The sequence below is a fragment of the Streptomyces sp. NPDC059909 genome (assembly GCF_042730885.1).
GTDB lineage: Bacteria > Actinomycetota > Actinomycetes > Streptomycetales > Streptomycetaceae > Streptomyces.
The window spans coordinates 1-16,582 of the sequence record NZ_JBHWKX010000109.1 but is presented as its reverse complement, the minus strand read 5'-3'; the positions used below and the strand labels follow the sequence as shown (position 1 = coordinate 16,582).

The following is a 16,582-nucleotide window of genomic DNA, read 5'->3' as shown; positions in this document are numbered from 1 at the left end:
CATCCACAAGATCGGCCCCGGCCTCTACGCCGCCACAACATGGACGTCAACTCCCCTTGCGTGACCTGCGAAAACGCTAACTACCCGGCCTTGGGACAAGGCCCGAAACCGGTCGGCGGGCCCTTGCCCGGCAACCGCAACGACTGCCAGGCCTGGGAATTGTCCGGAGCCGTGGCCGCCGACGGTTACGACCACGGTGATCGCCGACGGTGGCTACCGGGGCACCGGCCTCGTCATGCCGCACCGCCGGCACGCAAGGCCGGGCCGACCTACCGGCCTGGAAGCAAGAGTAATCCATGACGTTGAACGGGCGGCCGCATAGCCGCCTGATCCACCGCCGAGGATCACGAGGTCGAGCGTGGTCTCGGTCATGGTGCGTTCTCCTCCGCTTCGCGTTCGCCGGTACTCAAAGCAGGATCCGGAGCGGGTGCTCGAGCACATCCACGAACGCCTTCATCCACTCGGCCGCAGTGGCGCCGTCCACCGACCGGTGATCGACGGCGAGGGTCAGACGCAGGACGGACGCGATGGTGACCGTGCCCTCCTCGACGACTGCCTCCTGCCGTACAGCGCCGACGGCCAGGATCGCGGCCTGTGGCGGGTTGATGATCGCTGCGAAGTCCTCGGTGCCGTACATGCCGAGGTTGGTGATCGTGATCGTGCCGCCCTCCAGTTCGTCCTGCCGGAGCCGGCGCTCCTTCGCGCGGGCGATCAGGTCCTTCGTCGCCGTGGCAACGCCGCTCATCGACAGGGAGTCCACGCCGCGGATCACTGGGGTGACCAAACCGCCGTCGGTGGCGACGGCTACGGCGATGTCGACGTCCGAGAAGTGCCGGATCGAGGTGTCGTTCCACTGCACGTTCATCGCGGGAACGATCACGTGGGCGGACGCGATCGCCTTGACGAGCAGGTCGTTGATCGACGCCTTCACGCCGTGGCCGGCGTTGATCTGTTGCCGTAGCTCGAGCAATGCGTCGACGCGTGCGCCGGCGCGTAGATAGAAGTGCGGCGTGTTCTGCTTGCTCTCCGTCAGCCGGCGGGCGATGGCCGCCCGCATCCGCGTGTTGGGCACGTCCACGTATCGCGACACGACCACCGGAGTCCCGACGGCCGGGATCTCCGCCGAGGCGTTTGCCGGCAGCGTTTCCTCCGGCTCCGCCGATCTGACGACAGCTGCTTCGATGTCGGACCGCCGGATTCGTCCATGCGGGCCGCTCCCCACCACAGCGCTGAGATCGACTCCGAGCTCGCGCGCGAGATGTCGCGCCAGCGGGCTGGCGAAGATGCGCTCGCTGTTGTCTCGCGCCGCCTCGGTGCGCGCCGGAGCGACCGTGCCTGCTGGCGTCGCTGGCTCTTCCGGCGCCGACGCCGAGGCGGTGGAAGCCGTCACCGGCGTTTCTCCGGTACCCAGCGAAGCCACCAGGGCGTCCACCTCGGACGCCGACTCGTCCGGTGCCCCCCAGACTGCGATCGGTGTACCCACCGCCACTGTCGTGCCCGCTTCCACCAGGAGGCGCAGTAGTACGCCGTCGCTCTCGGCTTCCACGTCGACCGCGGCTTTCTCGGTCTCCACCGTGACGATCGGGTCACCGGCCGCATAAGGGGTGTTCACGCCGACGTTCCAGGATTCCAGGATCGCCTCTGTGGTGTTGGCGGCGACCTCGGGCATGCGCAGAATCTCAGCCATTGTTCTGCCCTCCCGAGATCTCGCGGAGCTTGGCGACGACTTCCTCCGTTGAGGCGAACGCGGCGCGCTCCAGTACCTTGCTGATGCTCGGCGACGCCTCGCCACCCGTCACCCGCTCGATCGGGGCGTCGAGCCAGTCGAACAGCCGGCGTTGGATCTCGTCCGCGAGCCAGCCGCCGTAGGAGGTGCCGATGGCGCCCTGCTCGGCGATGAGCACGTTGTTGGTCCTCATCACCGATTGGGTGATCGTGTCCCAGTCCAGGCTGGCCCGGTCCAGCCAGCGCAGGTCGATGACCTCGGCGTCCACTCCCGTCTGCTCGACGGCGGCCAGAACAGCCGGCGTCATCGACAGATACGTGAGGATGGTCAGGGCCGCGCCCTCACGGCGTACGGCGGCCTTGCCGACCGGAAGGTAGTGGTCGTAGCTCTCCGGCAGTCCGGGACCGGTCGAGTTGTACAGATCCACGTGCTCGAGAACCACGACCGGGTCATCACAGGCCAAGGCCGTGTTCATCAGGCCGACGTAGTCGAACGGCGTCGACGGAGCGACGATTCGCCAGCCCAGTGCCGTCGCGAAGATGCCGGCCGGGTCCATCGAGTGCTGTGATCCGTAGCCGGTGCCGGTGGCGACCTTGGTGCGCAGGACGAACGGCACCTTGCCCTCACCCCCGAACATGTGGCGGGCCTTTCCGATCTGGTTGAACAGCTGGTCTGCCGCCACCCACATGAAGTCGGCGTACATGAACTCGACGATGGGGCGGAACCTGCCGTCCAGAGCCAGTCCGCCGCCGAGGCCGGCGAACGCGTTCTCCGAAATCGGGGTCCCGATCACGCGGTCGGGGAACTTCTGACTCAGGCCGCGGGTGGCGCCATTGGTACCGCCGTTGAGCCGGTGCACGTCCTCCCCCATCACCACAACACGAGGATCGGTCTCCAGACGGCGTCCCATCACGCCGGCGACGGCATCGATGAACTTGACATCGGTCAAGCCGTCAGCGCAGTCCTCGGCGTCGGTGAAATCGATCTGAGCCAGCTCCGACAGGTCGCCCCGGATGCCTTCGTCGACGAACGCCGGGTCTGGCCACTCCGAGGGCAGGATGCGCCGCTCACCCGGCTTGCCGCCCGGCCGGGGTTCCAGGAGGATGCCGCCGAGTTCGGACATCAGAGCCTTGGCGCGCTTGATCGTCTCCGCAGCCGCCCTCTTGCTGAGGATTCTGCGTCGCACCAGGTGTCCCACCATGGTGTCGATCGGGTCGCGAGCGCGCCACTGCGCTTCCTCTTCCTTGGTGCGATACCGGAACGCCGAGCCCGGAAATGGACCGTTCTGGTGGAAGTAGCGGTACACGCCGGCTTCGATCAGCGTCGGACCGTTGCCGCTGCGCATGTGCGCGAGGGCCTGCTGCGTCACGAGGTACACGGCCAGCGGATCCATGCCGTCGACCTTCCAGCTCCGGATGCCGAAACCCGGACCGCGGCCGGACAGCCGTGGCTCGGCGGTGACTTCGGACACGTGGGTGGAGACGGCGTACAGGTTGTTCTCGACGAAGAAGCACAAGGGCAGCGACCACGCCGCCGCGAGATTGAGACTCTCCAGCGTGGATCCGATGTTGATCGCGCCGTCGCCGAAGAACGTGAAGGTCACCGCGTCCGTGCCGGCCTTCTTGTGGGCCCACGCAGATCCGGCCGCGAGCGGTACCCCGCCACCGACGATCGCGTTGGTCCCGATGGCGCCGGCCTCGTGCCACTGGAGGTGCATACTGCCGCCTCGACCGTGGCTGAAGCCCTGGTCCAGTCCGCAGATTTCGCGCAGGCTGCGCAGGAGTACGGCCCGTACATCCTCAGGGAACGGCTTCGTTGGATCTATGCCTTTTGGGTACAGATGGGCGAGCACCTTGGCGAGGAACTGGTGATGGCCGCGATGCGATCCATTCACGGTGTCCTCCGACGTAAGGGCGAAGCACGCACCGACCGCGCCGCCCTCCTGGCCGATGCTGGAGTGCGCGGGGCCGTGGATGAGCCCGTCCGCGGCAAGCTCCAGGACGTACTCCTCGAAGGCCCGGATCAGCACCAGCTGGCTGAACATGCCTGTCAGGAGGTCCGGAGCCGCGGCGTCCCAGTCGTCCTGGGTGACGACGAACTCCGACCACGCGGCCTTCGCTTCGAGTGTGTGTTCCGCAGGCATCGGGAGAGCCTCCTTCAATCGACCAGATGCACCGACCCTGCCATATGATTGGATCCAATCGCAAGACTCCGCTCGACTCTTGGGGCCACAGGGGCCATCATGGAGGTGCTTTTGTATCCAAAGGAGGAAGATCGTGGTTCTACCTGGCCTCATGCGCCTGGATCACATCGGATTCACGGTGCCGGACCTGGAGCAGGCGCACGCGTGGCTCGTGGATGTCCTGGGTTGCGAGTACCTGTACTCGCTCGGCCCGCTCAGCTCGGCAGGCGACTGGATGGCGGAGCACCTGAACGTGGATCCGCGCACAGTCATGCGTCGACTGCGCTTCTACCGGTGTGGCGAGCAGGCCGTGTTCGAGGTCTTCGAGTACCAAGCGGATGTGCAGCAGACGGTGGTCCCGCGCAACAGTGACGTCGGCGGCCACCATGTCGCCCTGTACGTCGAAGACCTGGACGACGCCGTGTCGTTCCTGAGAGCGAGGGGCGTTCCCGTGCTGGGCGACCCGACCGTCAGCGCTGGACCGTCAGAGGGGCAGCGGTGGGTCTACTTCCTCTCACCGTGGGGAATGCAGTTCGAGCTGGTGTCCTACCCTGGCGGCAAGGCCTTCGACCGTGACCCGACAAAGTTCAGAGGTGACCGCTCTTGACTCCTGAGCACGCTCACGATCCACGCGGGTCGGACAATGTCAGGAGTCAGCGCATCGCCGGCATCCTCCGCGACGAGATCCTTGCAGGCGATCTGCCCCCCGGCACCTGGTTGCGCCAGGACGAACTCGCGGCGCGCCTCGGCACGAGCCGGATCCCGGTCCGCGAAGCGCTGCGGATCCTGGAGTCCGACGGCCTCGCCGAGTCGTTCCCCAACCGAGGGTCGCGCGTTCCTGTGCTCAGCCTCGCGGACGTGAACACCTACTACCGGATGCGCGAGCGACTCGAGCCGCTGACTCTGACCGAGAGTCTTCCCCATCTCACTGATCACCACCTCGCCCACCTGGAGCACATCCAGGACGAGATCGAGAACCAGAGCGACGTCAATCGGTTCCTTCTTCTGGACCGCTCCTTCCACATGACGACCTACGCGGGTTGCCCCAGCGGCCACCTGCTGGCCATGACAGAGCGCCTGTGGAACTCCACCCAGCACTATCGCCGTGCCTTCATGATGCTTGCGGACCCTGACCGGGCCGCGATCGTCAACGCCGAACACCGGCTGATCCTCGACGCCGTGCGGCGCCGTGATCCTGAAGACGGGGAGCGGTACCTCACAGGGCACATCCGCCGCACGAGGGTCGAACTCACGGCCCACCCCGAACTCTTCGCGGAAAGGCGCTGACGCGAGCAGGAACTCAGAGGGCCGTGATCCGCCTGGCCTGTCTGCGCGGCCTCTCATGCGCGGGCGACAGCCGGTCATCGCGACGGCCATCCCTGCCACACGCATCCGCCGCAAGCAGCTGACTCTCACGCACGCATGGAATGTATCCAACTGGATGCGAATGAAGGGCGCGTGCGTTGCAATCCCCTGGCGAACCATTAGCGCGGATCCTATGATGGATCCAATCAAGCCCCCTGGATGCCCACACCACGAGGAGCGCGCCGTGCCCATCGCCACCGTCAACCCCGCTACCGGTGAACTCATCGAAGACTTCGCCTCACTCACGAAGGAACAGGTCGACCAGCGGCTGACACGAGCACACGCCGCGGCCGCGATGCTCCGGGCAACCGACTTCGACACTCGCGCCCAGTGGATGCGGGCGGCCGCAGACCTGGTCGAGGCCGAAGCAGCCCAGACGGCGCGAAGGCTCACGATCGAGATGGGTAAGCCGATCGCGCAGGCCCGCGGCGAGGTCCTCAAGTGCGCGCAGGCCATGCGGTTCTACGCCGACAACGCCGAAAGCCTGTTGGCCGACCAGCCACTCGCTGACCCGAGCACGGTCAGAGCCTCGGCCGCCTACACCTCCTACGAGCCTCTCGGCGTCGTTCTTGCCGTGATGCCGTGGAACTATCCGATGTGGCAGGTGATCCGCTTCGCTGCGCCTGCACTGATGGCCGGCAACGTCGGCCTGCTCAAGCATGCCTCGAACGTGCCGCAGTCCGCGGTGTACCTCGACACGCTCTTCGAACGAGCCGGCTTCCCCGTCGGGTCGTTCCAGACGCTCCTCATCGGAGCAGCCGACGTCGAAGCAGTTCTCCGCGACCGGCGCGTCGCCGCCGTGACTCTGACCGGTTCCGAGCCGGCCGGGCGGTCGATCGCAGCTGTCGCGGGCTCAGAGGTGAAGAAGGCCGTGCTGGAGCTGGGTGGGTCCGACCCGTTCATCGTGCTGCCGTCCGCCGATGTTCGTGCGGCCGCGCGAACCGCCGTGACCGCTCGTACGATCAACAACGGCCAGTCCTGCATCGCGGCCAAGCGGTTCATTGTCCACACGGAGGTGTACGAGGAGTTCGTCGAGGCCTTTGTCGCGGGGACAAAGGCGCTGACCATCGGCGACCCGCTCGACGAGGAAACCGAGATCGGGCCGATCGCCACGGAGTCCGGTCGGCGCGAGCTCGTCGAACTGGTCGACGACGCCGTCGCGAAGGGTGCCGTCCTGCGGTGCGGTGGGTCGGCGGTCGGTACTGCGGGGTGGTTCTTCAAGCCAGCGGTGCTGGAGGAGGTCACCAGCGAGATGCGGGTGTACCGGGAGGAGGCTTTCGGTCCGCTGGCCGTGGTTCACCGGGTCGGCGACATCGAGCAGGCCGCGGCGCTCGCCAACGACACGGCCTTCGGTCTCAGCTCGTCGGTGTGGACCACTGACCCGGACGAGGAGCGGTTCCTGATCACCCGCCTCGTGGCCGGTGCCGTCTTCGTCAACGGCATGAGCGTCTCCTACCCCGAACTGCCTTTCGGCGGCGTGAAGGACTCCGGTATCGGCCGCGAGCTCGCCGCCGAAGGCATCCGGGAGTTCTGCAACCTCAAGACGATCTGGAAGAGCTGAGCGGAACCGTCGGTGCCCTCGGACTGGGCGCGATGAGCTCTGCCATCGCCCGTCGGCTCCTCGCGCACGGTCACGACGTCGTGGCGTGGAACCGTTCCTCCGGCGCTGCTCGCTGAGCTGCCCTGGGTTTCGCAGAGTCCGATCCTGGTTGGTTCAGGCGGACTGCGGGGTGGCTTCCTGGCTCCGCCGCCAGTCGAGCTCGTGGTCGGCGGGCGGGACGTAGTCGAGGGCGGGGTGGAGCCGTTCCTCGTTGTACCACGCCACCCACTGGAACACGGCGCACTCGACCTGCTCGAAGTCCCGCCAGGGGCCCTGCATCTCGATCAACTCGGCCCTGAAGGTGCAGGGAAACCTCGGCCATGGCGTTGTCAGAACCCTCATCAGATCTGCGCCCGTTCGAGATCGACCTTAGGAGAATTTCATGATCGAAGCGCCGCCCTGGATGAGCCGACAACCCCCGCGCCCCCGGTCGGGTTTCCTCGGTGGTACCGCTCCATCCCGCGCGAGCACCGGCCCGCGTTCTGGGCCGGGTCCGCCTGATGGGGCCTGGACGCCTTCGACTTCATGACCCCGCCGCTGGCCCTGGGGGCCATCGCCTTGGCGTTCGAGCTGAGCTCCACGCAGTCGGGCTTGATCGTGACGGTGACCGTGCTGGCCTCGGCGGTGGGCGGGGCCCTGGCGGGCCTGCTGGCGGACCGGGTGGGCCGGGTGCGGGTCCTGATGATCACCATCGCGACCTTCGCGGTCTTCACCGCGCTGTCCGGCCTGTCCCAGAACTACGGTCAGATGCTGCTGTTCAAGGGGCTCCAGGGCCTCGGCTTCGGTGGCGAGTTCGCGGCCGGCGCGGTCCTGATCGCCGAGATCGCCCCCGCCAGGCTCCGCGGCCGGATCATGGGATTCGTCGCCAGCTCCTACGCGGTCGGCTGGGCCCTGGCCGTCCTCGCCTACTCCGCCATCTTCAGCCACGCCGGCCCCGACGCCTGGCGCTACCTGTTCGTCCTCGGCATCCTCCCCGCCGTCGCGCTGCTCTTCATACGGCGCAACGTCAAGGACTCGGACGCCTCGAAGGAGAATCGCCGCCGGGGCCAAGTAGGTGACCGCCGCTTCAGTGTGGAGCGGACTCGCCGCGCTGTTCCGCCGCGACCTGCGGCGCACCACGCTGCTGACCCTGCTGGTCGGGATCGGTGCGCAAGGAGCGTACTTCGCCATCTTCACCTGGCTGCCGTCCTACCTGCACAAAGAGCGCGGTCTGACGGTCGTCGGCACCAGCGGCTACCTCTCGGTCATCATCGCCGGCTGCTTCCTCGGCTACGCCAGTGCCGGGTTCCTGCACGACTGGATCGGCCGCCGGGCAACGTTCATCCTCTTCGCGGTCAGCGGCGGTGTGCGTGGTGGCGTACACCTGGATCCCCGAGGGGGCCAACAGCCTGCTGCTGGTGCTGGGCGTGCCGCTGGGGATGGCGGCGTGCGGATTGCTGGCCGGTTCGGGCGTGTTCTTCAGCGAGTTGTTCCCCAGCCGGGTGCGCGGCGCCGGCGTCGGCATCGCCCACGATTTCGGCAGGGGAGTCGCCGCCTTCTTCCCCGCCCTCGTCGGCGTGCGCTCCTCGTTCTTTGGACTGAAGGCGGCCATGGGTATCGGGGCCCTGGGGTACCTCCTGGTGATCGCCAGCGTACTCGCGCTCCCGGAAACCCGAGGCCGGCAGATCGCGTAGGTCCGACGACCGTGCGTCGAACCGAGGAGGAAGGAACATAACCGTCTGTGCGACATCCCAGGAGAACTCAGGGGATGTCGCACAGACGTTTCTTACAACTCTTCCGTCCGGGACGAAACGGGGCCCGCGCCGTCGTCGGCGCGGGCCTCTCCGCGTCCTGTCGCTCTAGTTACTGGCTGGTCACTTGTACTCCGGTGTCTGAGCTGGGATTCCGGGGCCTACAGGGTGCGCTCCACGCACCAGCGCCGCGGGTGGGCCGACGGCGGCTATGCGGGCCGCCACAGGAGTCTGACAGGGAGGGACACTCCGAAGAGTTCAGTCGAACAACTCGATGAAACGTGGCAGCGACGCGTCGAGCGCGTCATCGTATGACATCGATGCGAACTCGTAGAGGGAGCGACGGCCAGGGGCACCTGCGCCAGACGCCCTCAGTGCGTTATCGAGCCACTCCTGGGCGACCACAGCTGCTCGGCCGGCCTCAACCACGGCCTGCACGAGACCGACCTCGCGGGCCCTCTCGGCGGTGAACGGCTCGCCGGAACCGATGTTCTCGATCGCCAGGCGCGGCCCAAGCCGATGAATGATGGGTACCTGCGCGATCATCGGCCACCTCCCGGCGGTGACCTCAAACGTGCCGATTCGCGCACTGTCCACTGCGACGGCGAAGTCGCAGGCCGCGACGAACGAGGCGCCCCCGGCGAGCGCGTCGCCGTTGACGGCAGCCGCGACAGACAAACCCAGACGAGGGAAAATCCGGAGGGTCTCCATCAACGCCTCGCCGAACAGAGCTGGATCTGCACCAGCTTTGATGGCAGCGACGTCGAGACCGCCGCAGAAGGTCTCACCTGCACCGGTGAGCAGGACGGCGCGGATGTCCGGGTTGTCGTCACACTCCTGCAGGCGGGCGCGGATGTCGGTGAGGATGCCTGGGTTCAGCAGGTTCCGCTCGCCATTGTGAATGGTCAAGACGGTGGTAGCACCGACCATTTCTTGCTCTACGCCGCCGCTCCAGACGTTGTCCACGCTCTTCATGATCCGAGTCCTCTCACTTCGTTCGGCTTCGTGTCGAAGGCCGACGCGATGATCTTCTCGTCGACCTTGTCCAGGGGGTCGGCGTGAGCTGCGGCCCTGCGTTGTTCACGACGATGTCGAGGCCGCCCTGCCACGCGTGCCCCTCTGCCAACGCGCTGTTGACGGACTCCGCGTCGGTGACGTCCGCGACGATGGGGAGCACGTCCTCCGCACCGGATCCAGCGGTGAGACGACCGGCCGCAGCCTTGACCGCCGCTTCGTCCCGGGCTGCGATCGCCACCTTGGCACCACGCTCGAGCAGCGCCTGTGCGATGGCGAAGCCCATGCCTCGACTACCACCGGTCACAAAAGCCGTGCGGCCCTCCCAAGTTCCAACCTGCAGCCATGTTCGGTTCTAGCGGCTTATTCCTTCTGCGGAGAGTGGATCTGAAGCGCTGAGGCCACTGCAAGCGCGGTTAACGCAGGGTTCACAGGCGGACTGTCGGGCCACCTCGCACCTTCCAAACGGCTAACGGTGCGAGGCACACACTGGCCTGCGCTCAGCCAGCTCTGAGGGTGAAGGAGGATGGGTGATGGAGGTCCTCAGCCTCGAGGTGCCCCACGGGAAACGAGGCGTGGGTAGTCGCCGCCGCACCGGTGGAGCGCCCTCGCACGCCAAAGTCGCGATCGGGACCTTCGACGGCGTTCACCTCGGTCACCGTCAGGTCCTCTACGGGTGCGACACAGTGCTCACATTCGACCCTCACCCGATGCAGGTGCTCGAGCCACGCCATGTACCGAGCCTGCTGAGCGATCGCCGGCGGAAGCTCCAGAAGCTTGGCAGCTTGGGGATCCGGCGCGTGGCGATCGTCCCGTTCGACCAAGCCTGGTCGCGAGTCTCTGCCGAGGACTTCGTCGAAGGTGTCGTTGTCGACCGGCTCGGTGCGGAGTTCGTCAGTGTCGGCCAGGGCTTTCGATTCGGCGCCCGGGGCGCCGGGACGACAACCAGTTTCGATCAGTATCCCGAGCTGAGCACCCGGGTCGTCCCGCTCGTCACGTGGGGCCCGACCGGTGAGCCGATCTCATCGACGCGCATCCGCCAGCTGATCTTCGACGGCGACGTCGAAGTGGCCGCTGACCTGCTGGGAGCCTCTCTCGCCCTTCCGGGAGTCGTTGGCGATGAGGGCCAGCTACTGATCTCGTCCGAGTTCGCGCGCCCCGCACCCGGGTTCTATCTTGGGTATGTCGACAGTCACCCTTGCGCGCTTCGAGTGTGTCAGGACCGCACGGTCGAAGTCATGAGCACAGCGCCGACCGGCACCCATGTCGAGGTGACGTTCGTGAAGCGAGCCTCATAGGCCGAGCCGACGTTCCACTTCTCCCTCAGGCGTTCGGGTTCCGCGGATCCCACAGACGCCCGGACGTGTGCCGTTCATAGTCCTTCCCACCGGGATAACTGACGAGCTCCAGCTGGAGCCCCCAGGGGGCCAAGAAGTAGACCCAGGTCTGACCTGCGCTTGGCCCTGTCGTGCGCACCGTCGGCTCACCCGTGATCTGGACGCCGTGCGCGATGAGGTGAGCAAGGGCGGCCTCGAAGTCGTCCGCGTAAAGAGCAAGGTGGACCCCGCCGACATCGCTGTTGCGGGGCTGGACCTTCACCTGATCCGGAGCGATGTACTGGAAGAGCTCAAGGTAGAGGCCTGTACCCAGACGCAGAAACCGAAGGCGGTCCGCCCTGGCGTCACGGGCCACTCCCAGATGAGTCTCCATCCAGTCGTCCTCGGCCTCGAAGGGGCCGAGGTCGTAGAGCTCCTCGGCTCCCAGAAGGTCGACGAAGAACCGGGTCGCGGCGTCGGGATCGGCACGGTGATCCCTAGATGGTCACCACCACGCAGACCCGGCAGTCCACCTGCAGGCGTCTCACACCCTCCTGCCTTGTTTAGTATGGCTGTACATCAGCCCCGGGCAACGTCCGACGCCGATCAACGACTGCCCGTAGATCGCATGCCGGAATCGAGGAGGGAACGGACCCGTGGAACCCGAAGCACGCGCTCGCTTGCGCACCGCTCGCACTAAGGCCAAGCTCAGCGTTCGTGAGCTGAGTCGCCGCGTCGGCATCTCACCGAGCATGTTGTCCCAGATCGAGAATGGGCACTCCGAACCCTCGGTCGCCACCCTCTACTCCCTGGTGTCCGAACTCTCGATCTCGCTCGACCAGCTCCTCGCCGGACCGGGGACGGAGCACAGTCCCGGCCCACCAACGACCCCTACCTCGCCTCTTGTGACGCCCGACCAACGGGCTGTGCTCGTGATGGACAGCGGCGTCACCTGGGAGCGGCTTACGCCCAGCCCTGACCCGCTTGTCAATGCACTGCTCGTGACCTACCCACCTGGCAGCAGCTCTTCCACGAACGGAGGGTTGATGAGTCACCACGGACGGGAGTACGGCTTTCTGATGTCGGGGCGCCTGACCGTCCGCCTCGGGTTCGAGACCTACAGCCTCGAACCCGGCTCGTCCATCAGCTTCGACTCTGCAGTCCCCCACTTGTACGTGAACGAGAGCGACGAGCCGGCGAGCGGCCTGTGGCATGTGGTCACCGGCTGCGGTGCGTCGGGAACCGAGGGCCCGATCCCCAGCTGGCGCCCCACTGACACGCAGCAAGAAGGCCGCTCGTAACGACTTCGGTGCCCACCAGGAGTTGACATCGCTCACTCTTCGCATGTTAAGTAATACTTAACATGCGCGCACCATTCCGAGTGCAGGCGGTGCGCGTGCGTCTCCAATACCCGCGACTGTCCGCTTGGCAAAGGACTTGTGATGGCGATTCCGACGTTTGGACCGAACGCGGTCGACTGGGAGACCCGCGTCGACATGAGCAGGCTCCGCGACGAGCGGCTGGCCCGTCTCCGCAAGTCGTTGGAGCAGTCCGACCTCGGTGCGGTCCTGGCCTTCGACTTCGCCAACATCCGCTACATGACCTCGACCCACATCGGCACATGGGCGATCGACAAGATGATCCGGTTCTCCCTGCTGGTCAGGGGCGGCGAGCCGATCGTCTGGGACTTCGGGTCAGCCGCCAAGCACCACCAGCTGTACAACCCCTGGCTGGACTACTCGAAGGCCCACTGGGACGGTGATCCGCACGGAGCCCACCACGGAGCCGACACCCGCAACCCCAGCGGCGCTCGCGCCGGCATCTCGACGTTGCGCGGCGCCATCAACCCTCTGGTCGGGATGGCCGACTCCGTCGCCCAGAAGATCAAGCGCGAGCTCGAGCTCTATGGGCTCCTGGGCGAACCGCTCGGCGTCGACGTCATCGAGCTCCCGGTCCTGATGGCCCTGCAGAACGCCGGCATCACAGTGGTCGACGGCCAGCAGGTGTTCCTGGAGGCCCGACGCATCAAGACACGTGACGAGATCCACCTGCTCACCCATGCTTGCTCGATGGTCGACGCCGCCTACGAGAACCTCTACGAGTTTCTCCGGCCGGGTGTGCGCGAGAACGAGTGCGTAGGTGTGGTGGCCAAGACTCTCTACGACCTCGGCTCGGAGTTCGTCGAAGGCGTCAACGCGATCTCCGGGGAGCGGTGCGCACCACACCCCCACGTCTTCTCGGACCGCATCGTGCGGCCGGGGGATCCCGCGTTCTTCGACATTCTGCACAGCTACAACGGCTATCGCACCTGCTACTACCGCACGTTCGCCGTCGGCAGTGCCTCTTCGGCTCAACGCGACGCCTACACGCGGTGCCGTGAGTACATGGACGAAGCGATCAGCCTCGTCCGCCCCGGAGCCACAACCGCCGACATCGTGTCGGTATGGCCAACGGCGCAGGAATTCGGGTTCCCCGACGAGGAAGCGGCCTTCGCGCTTCAGTACGGCCATGGCGTTGGGCTGTCGATCTGGGAGAAACCGGTGTTCTCCAGGCTGGTGTCCCTTGAGCATCCGGAGGTGATCGAGGAGGGCATGGTGTTCGCGCTGGAGACCTACTGGCCGTCAAAGGACGGCTGGGGCGCGGCCCGGATCGAGGAGGAGCTCGTGGTGACCGCGGACGGATGCGAGGTGATCACGAAGTTCCCCGCGGAGGAGCTTCTCGTCGCCGGCCGGCGTTACTTCACCGTCTCGGGACCGTTGTCGACCGAGCGCGACTCGCAGTCGCACCTGAACACGGTTGCCGGGACCCGGTCCAGCCACCGAAACGACTCTGCTGACCTCTGACCGGAAGGCTGTCCCAAAACCGTTGGTCCACGTGGACGCGGGCCGCCGATTGCTCCCGAGTCAGTGCACGTGAAGGGGTTTCCCTGCAAGGAGCAGGTGGGCCTCCCCCAGCGCCTCCGACTGAGTCGGGTGGGGGGATCAGGCTTGCAAAGTCGTCCGCCGAGTCCCAGTTCACGATCAGCTGGGACTCGGCGGCGAGTTCGCTGACGCGGTCGCCCACCATGTGCACTCCCACGACGGGTGTTGTCGGCCAAAGCGACGGGCTTCACTGTACCGTGCGTGCGGAGGATGGCGCTGCGACCGTTGCCTGACAGGTCGTAGGTCACAACACGGACCGCCTCGCTCCCGTATCGGCTTTGCGCTTGGCTCTCCGTGAGTCCTACGGACGCGATCTCCGGCGAGGAGTACGTCACCCGCGGCACACCGTCGTACGCAATGGGGTCAGGGTCGAGCCCAGCGAAGTGCTCAGCGGCCAAGATGCCCTCAGATGTCATCCGCTTACCGGTCTGGGCTTGATCCGCTTTGACGGACATCCGAGATCAGGGGTTCAGCCCCGGAAGGATGTCCATCATGGAGAGCATGGGGAAGAAGAAGCCGCGCCCTCGCCGCTCCTTCACGCCGGACTTCAAGGCCGAGATCGTTAAGCTCTGCCGACGTGGGGACCGCTCGGTCGGCCAGGTAGCCAAGGACTTCGACCTGACCGAGACCGCGGTGCGCGACTGGGTGAGGCAGGCCGAGGTGGACGCGGGCAAGCGCAACGGGCTGACCAGTAGCGAGCGTGAGGAGTTGGCCGCGCTGCGGCGGGAGAACCACCTGCTGAGGGAGGACGTGGAGGTCCTCAAGCGGGCCACGGCTTTCTTCGCCAAGGAGACCCGGTGACGGTGCACCCGTTCATCGAGGCGGAGAAGCAGGCAGGGCACAGCGTCAAACGCGCCTGTGAGCTGCTGCAGGTCTCCCGTGCCGTGCTCCAGCGGGAAGGCTCCGGATGCGGCCGCCGTGTCGCCCGGCTCATGCGGGCCGCCGGGCTGCAGGGCCGCCATCGCAGAAAGCGGCACCTGACCACGATCCCCGATCCCAAGGCCGCCTCCCGGCCCGATCTCATCGTCCGGGACTTCCAGCCCGACCCCACCGGACTCGACGCACGTTGGTGCGGCGACATCAGCTATGTCCCGACCGAAGAAGGCTGGCTCTACCTGGCCACCGTGATCGACATCGCCTCGCGCCGTATGGTCGGCTGGGCCACCGCCGATCACCTGCGAACCGATCTGGTCGCCGATGCCCTCACAGCAGCCTGCCGGCAGCGTCGCCCCACCCGTCCGGTGATCTTCCATTCCGATCGCGGCTGCCAACCCAGGCTCAAGTGGTCGTCGCAACACCGGCTTCTTGGACCAAGAGTGGATCGTGGCGGCGATCGCGTCTTTCACGGCCTGGGCGCCGCGGCCGGCCAGCGCCGGGCCGTTCTTCACCCGTGGTTCGACGCCGTAGCCGTCCATCCGTGGCAGGTGCAGCAGCATCGTGAACCTGGTCGTGCGCTCGACGAGCGTGCCGATCGCCGAGCGGTTCAGGCCGATGATCAGGTCACCCTCCCAGTGCCCCGGGACCGCGCGGTCCTCGGCCTCGGCCGGTCGTTCGCTGATCACCACCTCGGGCGTGACATGACCGCGGGCCCGCTGCCGGGAGCGTGCTCACGGGACACGCAATGCGCGCCCCGTGCGCAGGCAGGCGACCAGCTCACGCTTGAGCGCGCCGCGTCCCTGGACGTAGAGCGCCTGGTAGATCGCCTCGTGCAAGATGCGCATGGACTCATCATCGGGGAAGACCAGCAGCAACCTGTTCGCGATCTGCTGCGGACTCCACGACATCGCCCACCGCCGGTCCTGTCGCCGGAGCTTGCTCCGGCCCTTCCACTGCGGCGTTACCGGCCCCGGCACCAGCTTCCCGTCCGGAGCCCGGATCACCCCGGCGAGCCTGTCCTGCACGTACTGACACAGCCGCTCGTTCACGGCCAGCTTCACCGTCTTCGGCCGCCGCGCCCGCCGCTCGGCATGCCACTGTGCGGTGGACGCCCGATAGTCCAGGCGGTAGGTGCGCGTTGCCGCGTTCCGGCGAAGCTCCCGCGAGATCGTCGACGGCGACCGGCCCAGCCGACGCGCGATCTCACGGACCCCGACGTCCTGAGCGCGCCACACGGCGATGTCCTCGCGTTCGGAGAACGACAGATAGCGTCCCGACACCGTCGGCGAAAGGTTCGGACCCACGCCCCCAGCGTGGCGAAACCACCGTGTCCCGACGGCGGGCGACACCCCGGCCTCGGCCGCTGCTTCCTCTGACCGAAGTCCCCGGGCGATCGCCGTCCAGAACCGGATGCGATCCTCACGCCACGCCACGCGACCGTCGGCCGGCCCGGCGACGGTATCCTGACCCCGGTACTCACGAACCCTGCGCTGCTGCGGACCAACACCCATCACTCCACCTCCGACTACGAGGCGTTGCGACGATCAGTTGAATCCACCCAATACACCAGCCAGCAGTTCGCCGCACTGGCCAACGAGTTCGGAATCCGGCTGTCGGTCGGCCGCACTGGGCAGTGCTGGGACTGTCAGCCTCTTGGTGCCGGATCCCGCAAGGATTGGGTAGCCCCGGCCGTGACGGTCACGATCAAGGCGATGCTCGTCCACGCCCCCGATGCCCTGCGCCACGAGACCGCCGGCAAAACACAGATCACCCTGGCACGGCACCTGGCCGGTCTGCGTCCTCGCCGCTTGGAAGCCCCCGAGGACGCGCTGCGTCACGCCCTACGAACACT

At 66.7% G+C, this 16,582-nt stretch carries 16 protein-coding genes and 6 pseudogenes; 13 read left to right on the top strand and 9 right to left on the bottom strand.

Going from position 1 to position 16,582, the window contains the following annotated elements; genetic code table 11:
• Positions 1-111: 111 nt before the first annotated feature.
• A pseudogene (locus tag ACFV9O_RS36765) lies at positions 112-290 on the top strand (IS5/IS1182 family transposase); the annotation flags it as partial.
• Positions 291-406: 116 nt separating this feature from the next.
• Here the strand turns inward: ACFV9O_RS36765 and ACFV9O_RS36760 are convergent.
• Together ACFV9O_RS36760 and ACFV9O_RS36755 are read right to left on the bottom strand one after the other, a co-directional pair.
• Entirely contained in the window at positions 407-1,687 is a 1,281-nt protein-coding gene (locus ACFV9O_RS36760; RefSeq protein ID WP_385426369.1) for a dihydrolipoamide acetyltransferase family protein, read from the bottom strand.
• Positions 1,680-4,022 carry a thiamine pyrophosphate-dependent enzyme gene (locus tag ACFV9O_RS36755; protein ID WP_385426366.1) on the bottom strand — a complete coding sequence of 781 codons (2,343 nt, stop codon included), beginning with the start codon at positions 4,020-4,022 and terminating at the stop codon, positions 1,680-1,682. The genes ACFV9O_RS36760 and ACFV9O_RS36755 overlap by 8 nt, the downstream gene beginning before the upstream one ends.
• Here ACFV9O_RS36755 and ACFV9O_RS36750 point away from each other — a divergent pair.
• The 4 genes from ACFV9O_RS36750 (at position 4,021) to ACFV9O_RS36735 (ending at position 6,950) form a co-directional block, all read left to right on the top strand.
• Complete coding sequence (locus ACFV9O_RS36750; protein ID WP_385426380.1) at positions 4,021-4,515, top strand: VOC family protein; 495 nt, start codon at positions 4,021-4,023, stop codon at positions 4,513-4,515. The genes ACFV9O_RS36755 and ACFV9O_RS36750 overlap by 2 nt on opposite strands.
• On the top strand, positions 4,512-5,195 hold the full coding sequence (locus tag ACFV9O_RS36745; protein ID WP_385426364.1) for a GntR family transcriptional regulator: 684 nt from the start codon (positions 4,512-4,514) through the stop codon (positions 5,193-5,195). Before ACFV9O_RS36750 ends, ACFV9O_RS36745 begins: the two co-directional genes overlap by 4 nt.
• 262 nt (positions 5,196-5,457) lie before the next feature.
• Positions 5,458-6,834 carry an NADP-dependent succinic semialdehyde dehydrogenase gene (locus ACFV9O_RS36740; protein WP_385426377.1) on the top strand — a complete coding sequence of 459 codons (1,377 nt, stop codon included), beginning with the start codon at positions 5,458-5,460 and terminating at the stop codon, positions 6,832-6,834.
• Positions 6,804-6,950: an NAD(P)-binding domain-containing protein gene (locus ACFV9O_RS36735; RefSeq protein WP_385426374.1), complete on the top strand. Its 147-nt coding sequence runs from the start codon at positions 6,804-6,806 to the stop codon at positions 6,948-6,950. Before ACFV9O_RS36740 ends, ACFV9O_RS36735 begins: the two co-directional genes overlap by 31 nt.
• Before the next feature lie 37 nt (positions 6,951-6,987).
• Here ACFV9O_RS36735 and ACFV9O_RS36730 read toward each other — a convergent pair whose 3' ends face one another.
• A complete protein-coding gene (locus ACFV9O_RS36730) occupies positions 6,988-7,215 on the bottom strand; it encodes an integrase core domain-containing protein (RefSeq protein ID WP_385426362.1) in 228 nt (75 codons plus the stop codon).
• Between the two features lie 183 nt (positions 7,216-7,398).
• On the opposite strand from ACFV9O_RS36730, the pseudogene ACFV9O_RS36725 reads away from it, so the two are divergent.
• Positions 7,399-7,887, top strand: a pseudogene (locus tag ACFV9O_RS36725) (MFS transporter); the annotation flags it as partial.
• A gap of 52 nt (positions 7,888-7,939) precedes the next feature.
• Here ACFV9O_RS36725 and ACFV9O_RS36720 read toward each other — a convergent pair.
• Positions 7,940-8,236 (bottom strand): hypothetical protein, encoded by a 297-nt coding sequence (locus ACFV9O_RS36720; protein WP_385426385.1) that lies wholly within the window; start codon positions 8,234-8,236, stop codon positions 7,940-7,942.
• On the opposite strand from ACFV9O_RS36720, the gene ACFV9O_RS36715 reads away from it, so the two are divergent.
• On the top strand, positions 8,226-8,546 hold the full coding sequence (locus ACFV9O_RS36715) for a hypothetical protein (RefSeq protein ID WP_385426382.1): 321 nt from the start codon (positions 8,226-8,228) through the stop codon (positions 8,544-8,546). The two genes, ACFV9O_RS36720 and ACFV9O_RS36715, sit on opposite strands and share 11 nt — an antisense overlap.
• 315 nt (positions 8,547-8,861) lie before the next feature.
• Here the strand turns inward: ACFV9O_RS36715 and ACFV9O_RS36710 are convergent, their stop codons facing one another.
• Both ACFV9O_RS36710 and ACFV9O_RS36705 read right to left on the bottom strand, forming a co-directional pair.
• On the bottom strand, positions 8,862-9,578 hold the full coding sequence (locus tag ACFV9O_RS36710) for an enoyl-CoA hydratase/isomerase family protein (RefSeq protein ID WP_385426359.1): 717 nt from the start codon (positions 9,576-9,578) through the stop codon (positions 8,862-8,864).
• A gap of 13 nt (positions 9,579-9,591) precedes the next feature.
• On the bottom strand, positions 9,592-9,924 hold the full coding sequence (locus tag ACFV9O_RS36705) for an SDR family NAD(P)-dependent oxidoreductase (protein ID WP_385426357.1): 333 nt from the start codon (positions 9,922-9,924) through the stop codon (positions 9,592-9,594).
• A 226-nt stretch (positions 9,925-10,150) separates the two neighbouring features.
• Here ACFV9O_RS36705 and ACFV9O_RS36700 point away from each other — a divergent pair, with 226 nt between their 5' ends.
• Positions 10,151-10,915 carry a hypothetical protein gene (locus ACFV9O_RS36700; RefSeq protein ID WP_385426354.1) on the top strand — a complete coding sequence of 255 codons (765 nt, stop codon included), beginning with the start codon at positions 10,151-10,153 and terminating at the stop codon, positions 10,913-10,915.
• Positions 10,916-10,940: 25 nt separating this feature from the next.
• Here ACFV9O_RS36700 and ACFV9O_RS36695 read toward each other — a convergent pair whose 3' ends face one another.
• Positions 10,941-11,381 carry a VOC family protein gene (locus ACFV9O_RS36695; RefSeq protein WP_385426371.1) on the bottom strand — a complete coding sequence of 147 codons (441 nt, stop codon included), beginning with the start codon at positions 11,379-11,381 and terminating at the stop codon, positions 10,941-10,943.
• A 208-nt stretch (positions 11,382-11,589) separates the two neighbouring features.
• Here ACFV9O_RS36695 and ACFV9O_RS36690 point away from each other — a divergent pair, with 208 nt between their 5' ends.
• Positions 11,590-12,234, top strand: coding sequence for a helix-turn-helix domain-containing protein (locus ACFV9O_RS36690; protein WP_385426351.1), 645 nt, complete (start codon positions 11,590-11,592; stop codon positions 12,232-12,234).
• A 141-nt stretch (positions 12,235-12,375) separates the two neighbouring features.
• Positions 12,376-13,776 carry a M24 family metallopeptidase gene (locus tag ACFV9O_RS36685; RefSeq protein ID WP_385426348.1) on the top strand — a complete coding sequence of 467 codons (1,401 nt, stop codon included), beginning with the start codon at positions 12,376-12,378 and terminating at the stop codon, positions 13,774-13,776.
• Between the two features lie 60 nt (positions 13,777-13,836).
• Here ACFV9O_RS36685 and ACFV9O_RS36680 read toward each other — a convergent pair.
• A pseudogene (locus tag ACFV9O_RS36680) lies at positions 13,837-14,264 on the bottom strand (dihydrolipoyl dehydrogenase); the annotation flags it as partial.
• Between the two features lie 73 nt (positions 14,265-14,337).
• Here ACFV9O_RS36680 and ACFV9O_RS36675 point away from each other — a divergent pair.
• The gene (locus ACFV9O_RS36675; protein WP_385426346.1) at positions 14,338-14,655 is read left to right on the top strand and encodes a transposase; all 318 of its coding nucleotides are present in this window, start codon (positions 14,338-14,340) and stop codon (positions 14,653-14,655) included.
• 131 nt (positions 14,656-14,786) lie between these two features.
• Positions 14,787-15,113: pseudogene (locus tag ACFV9O_RS36670) on the top strand (DDE-type integrase/transposase/recombinase); the annotation flags it as partial.
• 60 nt (positions 15,114-15,173) lie between these two features.
• Here the strand turns inward: ACFV9O_RS36670 and ACFV9O_RS36665 are convergent.
• A pseudogene (locus tag ACFV9O_RS36665) lies at positions 15,174-16,241 on the bottom strand (IS30 family transposase); the annotation flags it as partial.
• 24 nt (positions 16,242-16,265) lie between these two features.
• Between ACFV9O_RS36665 and ACFV9O_RS36660 the strand changes: the two are divergent.
• A pseudogene (locus ACFV9O_RS36660) lies at positions 16,266-16,582 on the top strand (hypothetical protein); the annotation flags it as partial.

Bases quoted from the DNA above. Each gene is read 5' to 3' on its own strand.
- ACFV9O_RS36760 (WP_385426369.1), bottom strand. From the start codon at position 1,687: ATGGCTGAGATTCTGCGCATGCCCGAGGTCGCCGCCAACACCACAGAG.
- ACFV9O_RS36750 (WP_385426380.1), top strand. From the start codon at position 4,021: ATGCGCCTGGATCACATCGGATTCACGGTGCCGGACCTGGAGCAGGCG.
- ACFV9O_RS36755 (WP_385426366.1), bottom strand. From the start codon at position 4,022: ATGAGGCCAGGTAGAACCACGATCTTCCTCCTTTGGATACAAAAGCAC.
- ACFV9O_RS36730 (WP_385426362.1), bottom strand. From the start codon at position 7,215: ATGAGGGTTCTGACAACGCCATGGCCGAGGTTTCCCTGCACCTTCAGG.
- ACFV9O_RS36710 (WP_385426359.1), bottom strand. From the start codon at position 9,578: ATGAAGAGCGTGGACAACGTCTGGAGCGGCGGCGTAGAGCAAGAAATG.
- ACFV9O_RS36700 (WP_385426354.1), top strand. From the start codon at position 10,151: ATGGAGGTCCTCAGCCTCGAGGTGCCCCACGGGAAACGAGGCGTGGGT.
- ACFV9O_RS36685 (WP_385426348.1), top strand. From the start codon at position 12,376: ATGGCGATTCCGACGTTTGGACCGAACGCGGTCGACTGGGAGACCCGC.
- ACFV9O_RS36675 (WP_385426346.1), top strand. From the start codon at position 14,338: ATGTCCATCATGGAGAGCATGGGGAAGAAGAAGCCGCGCCCTCGCCGC.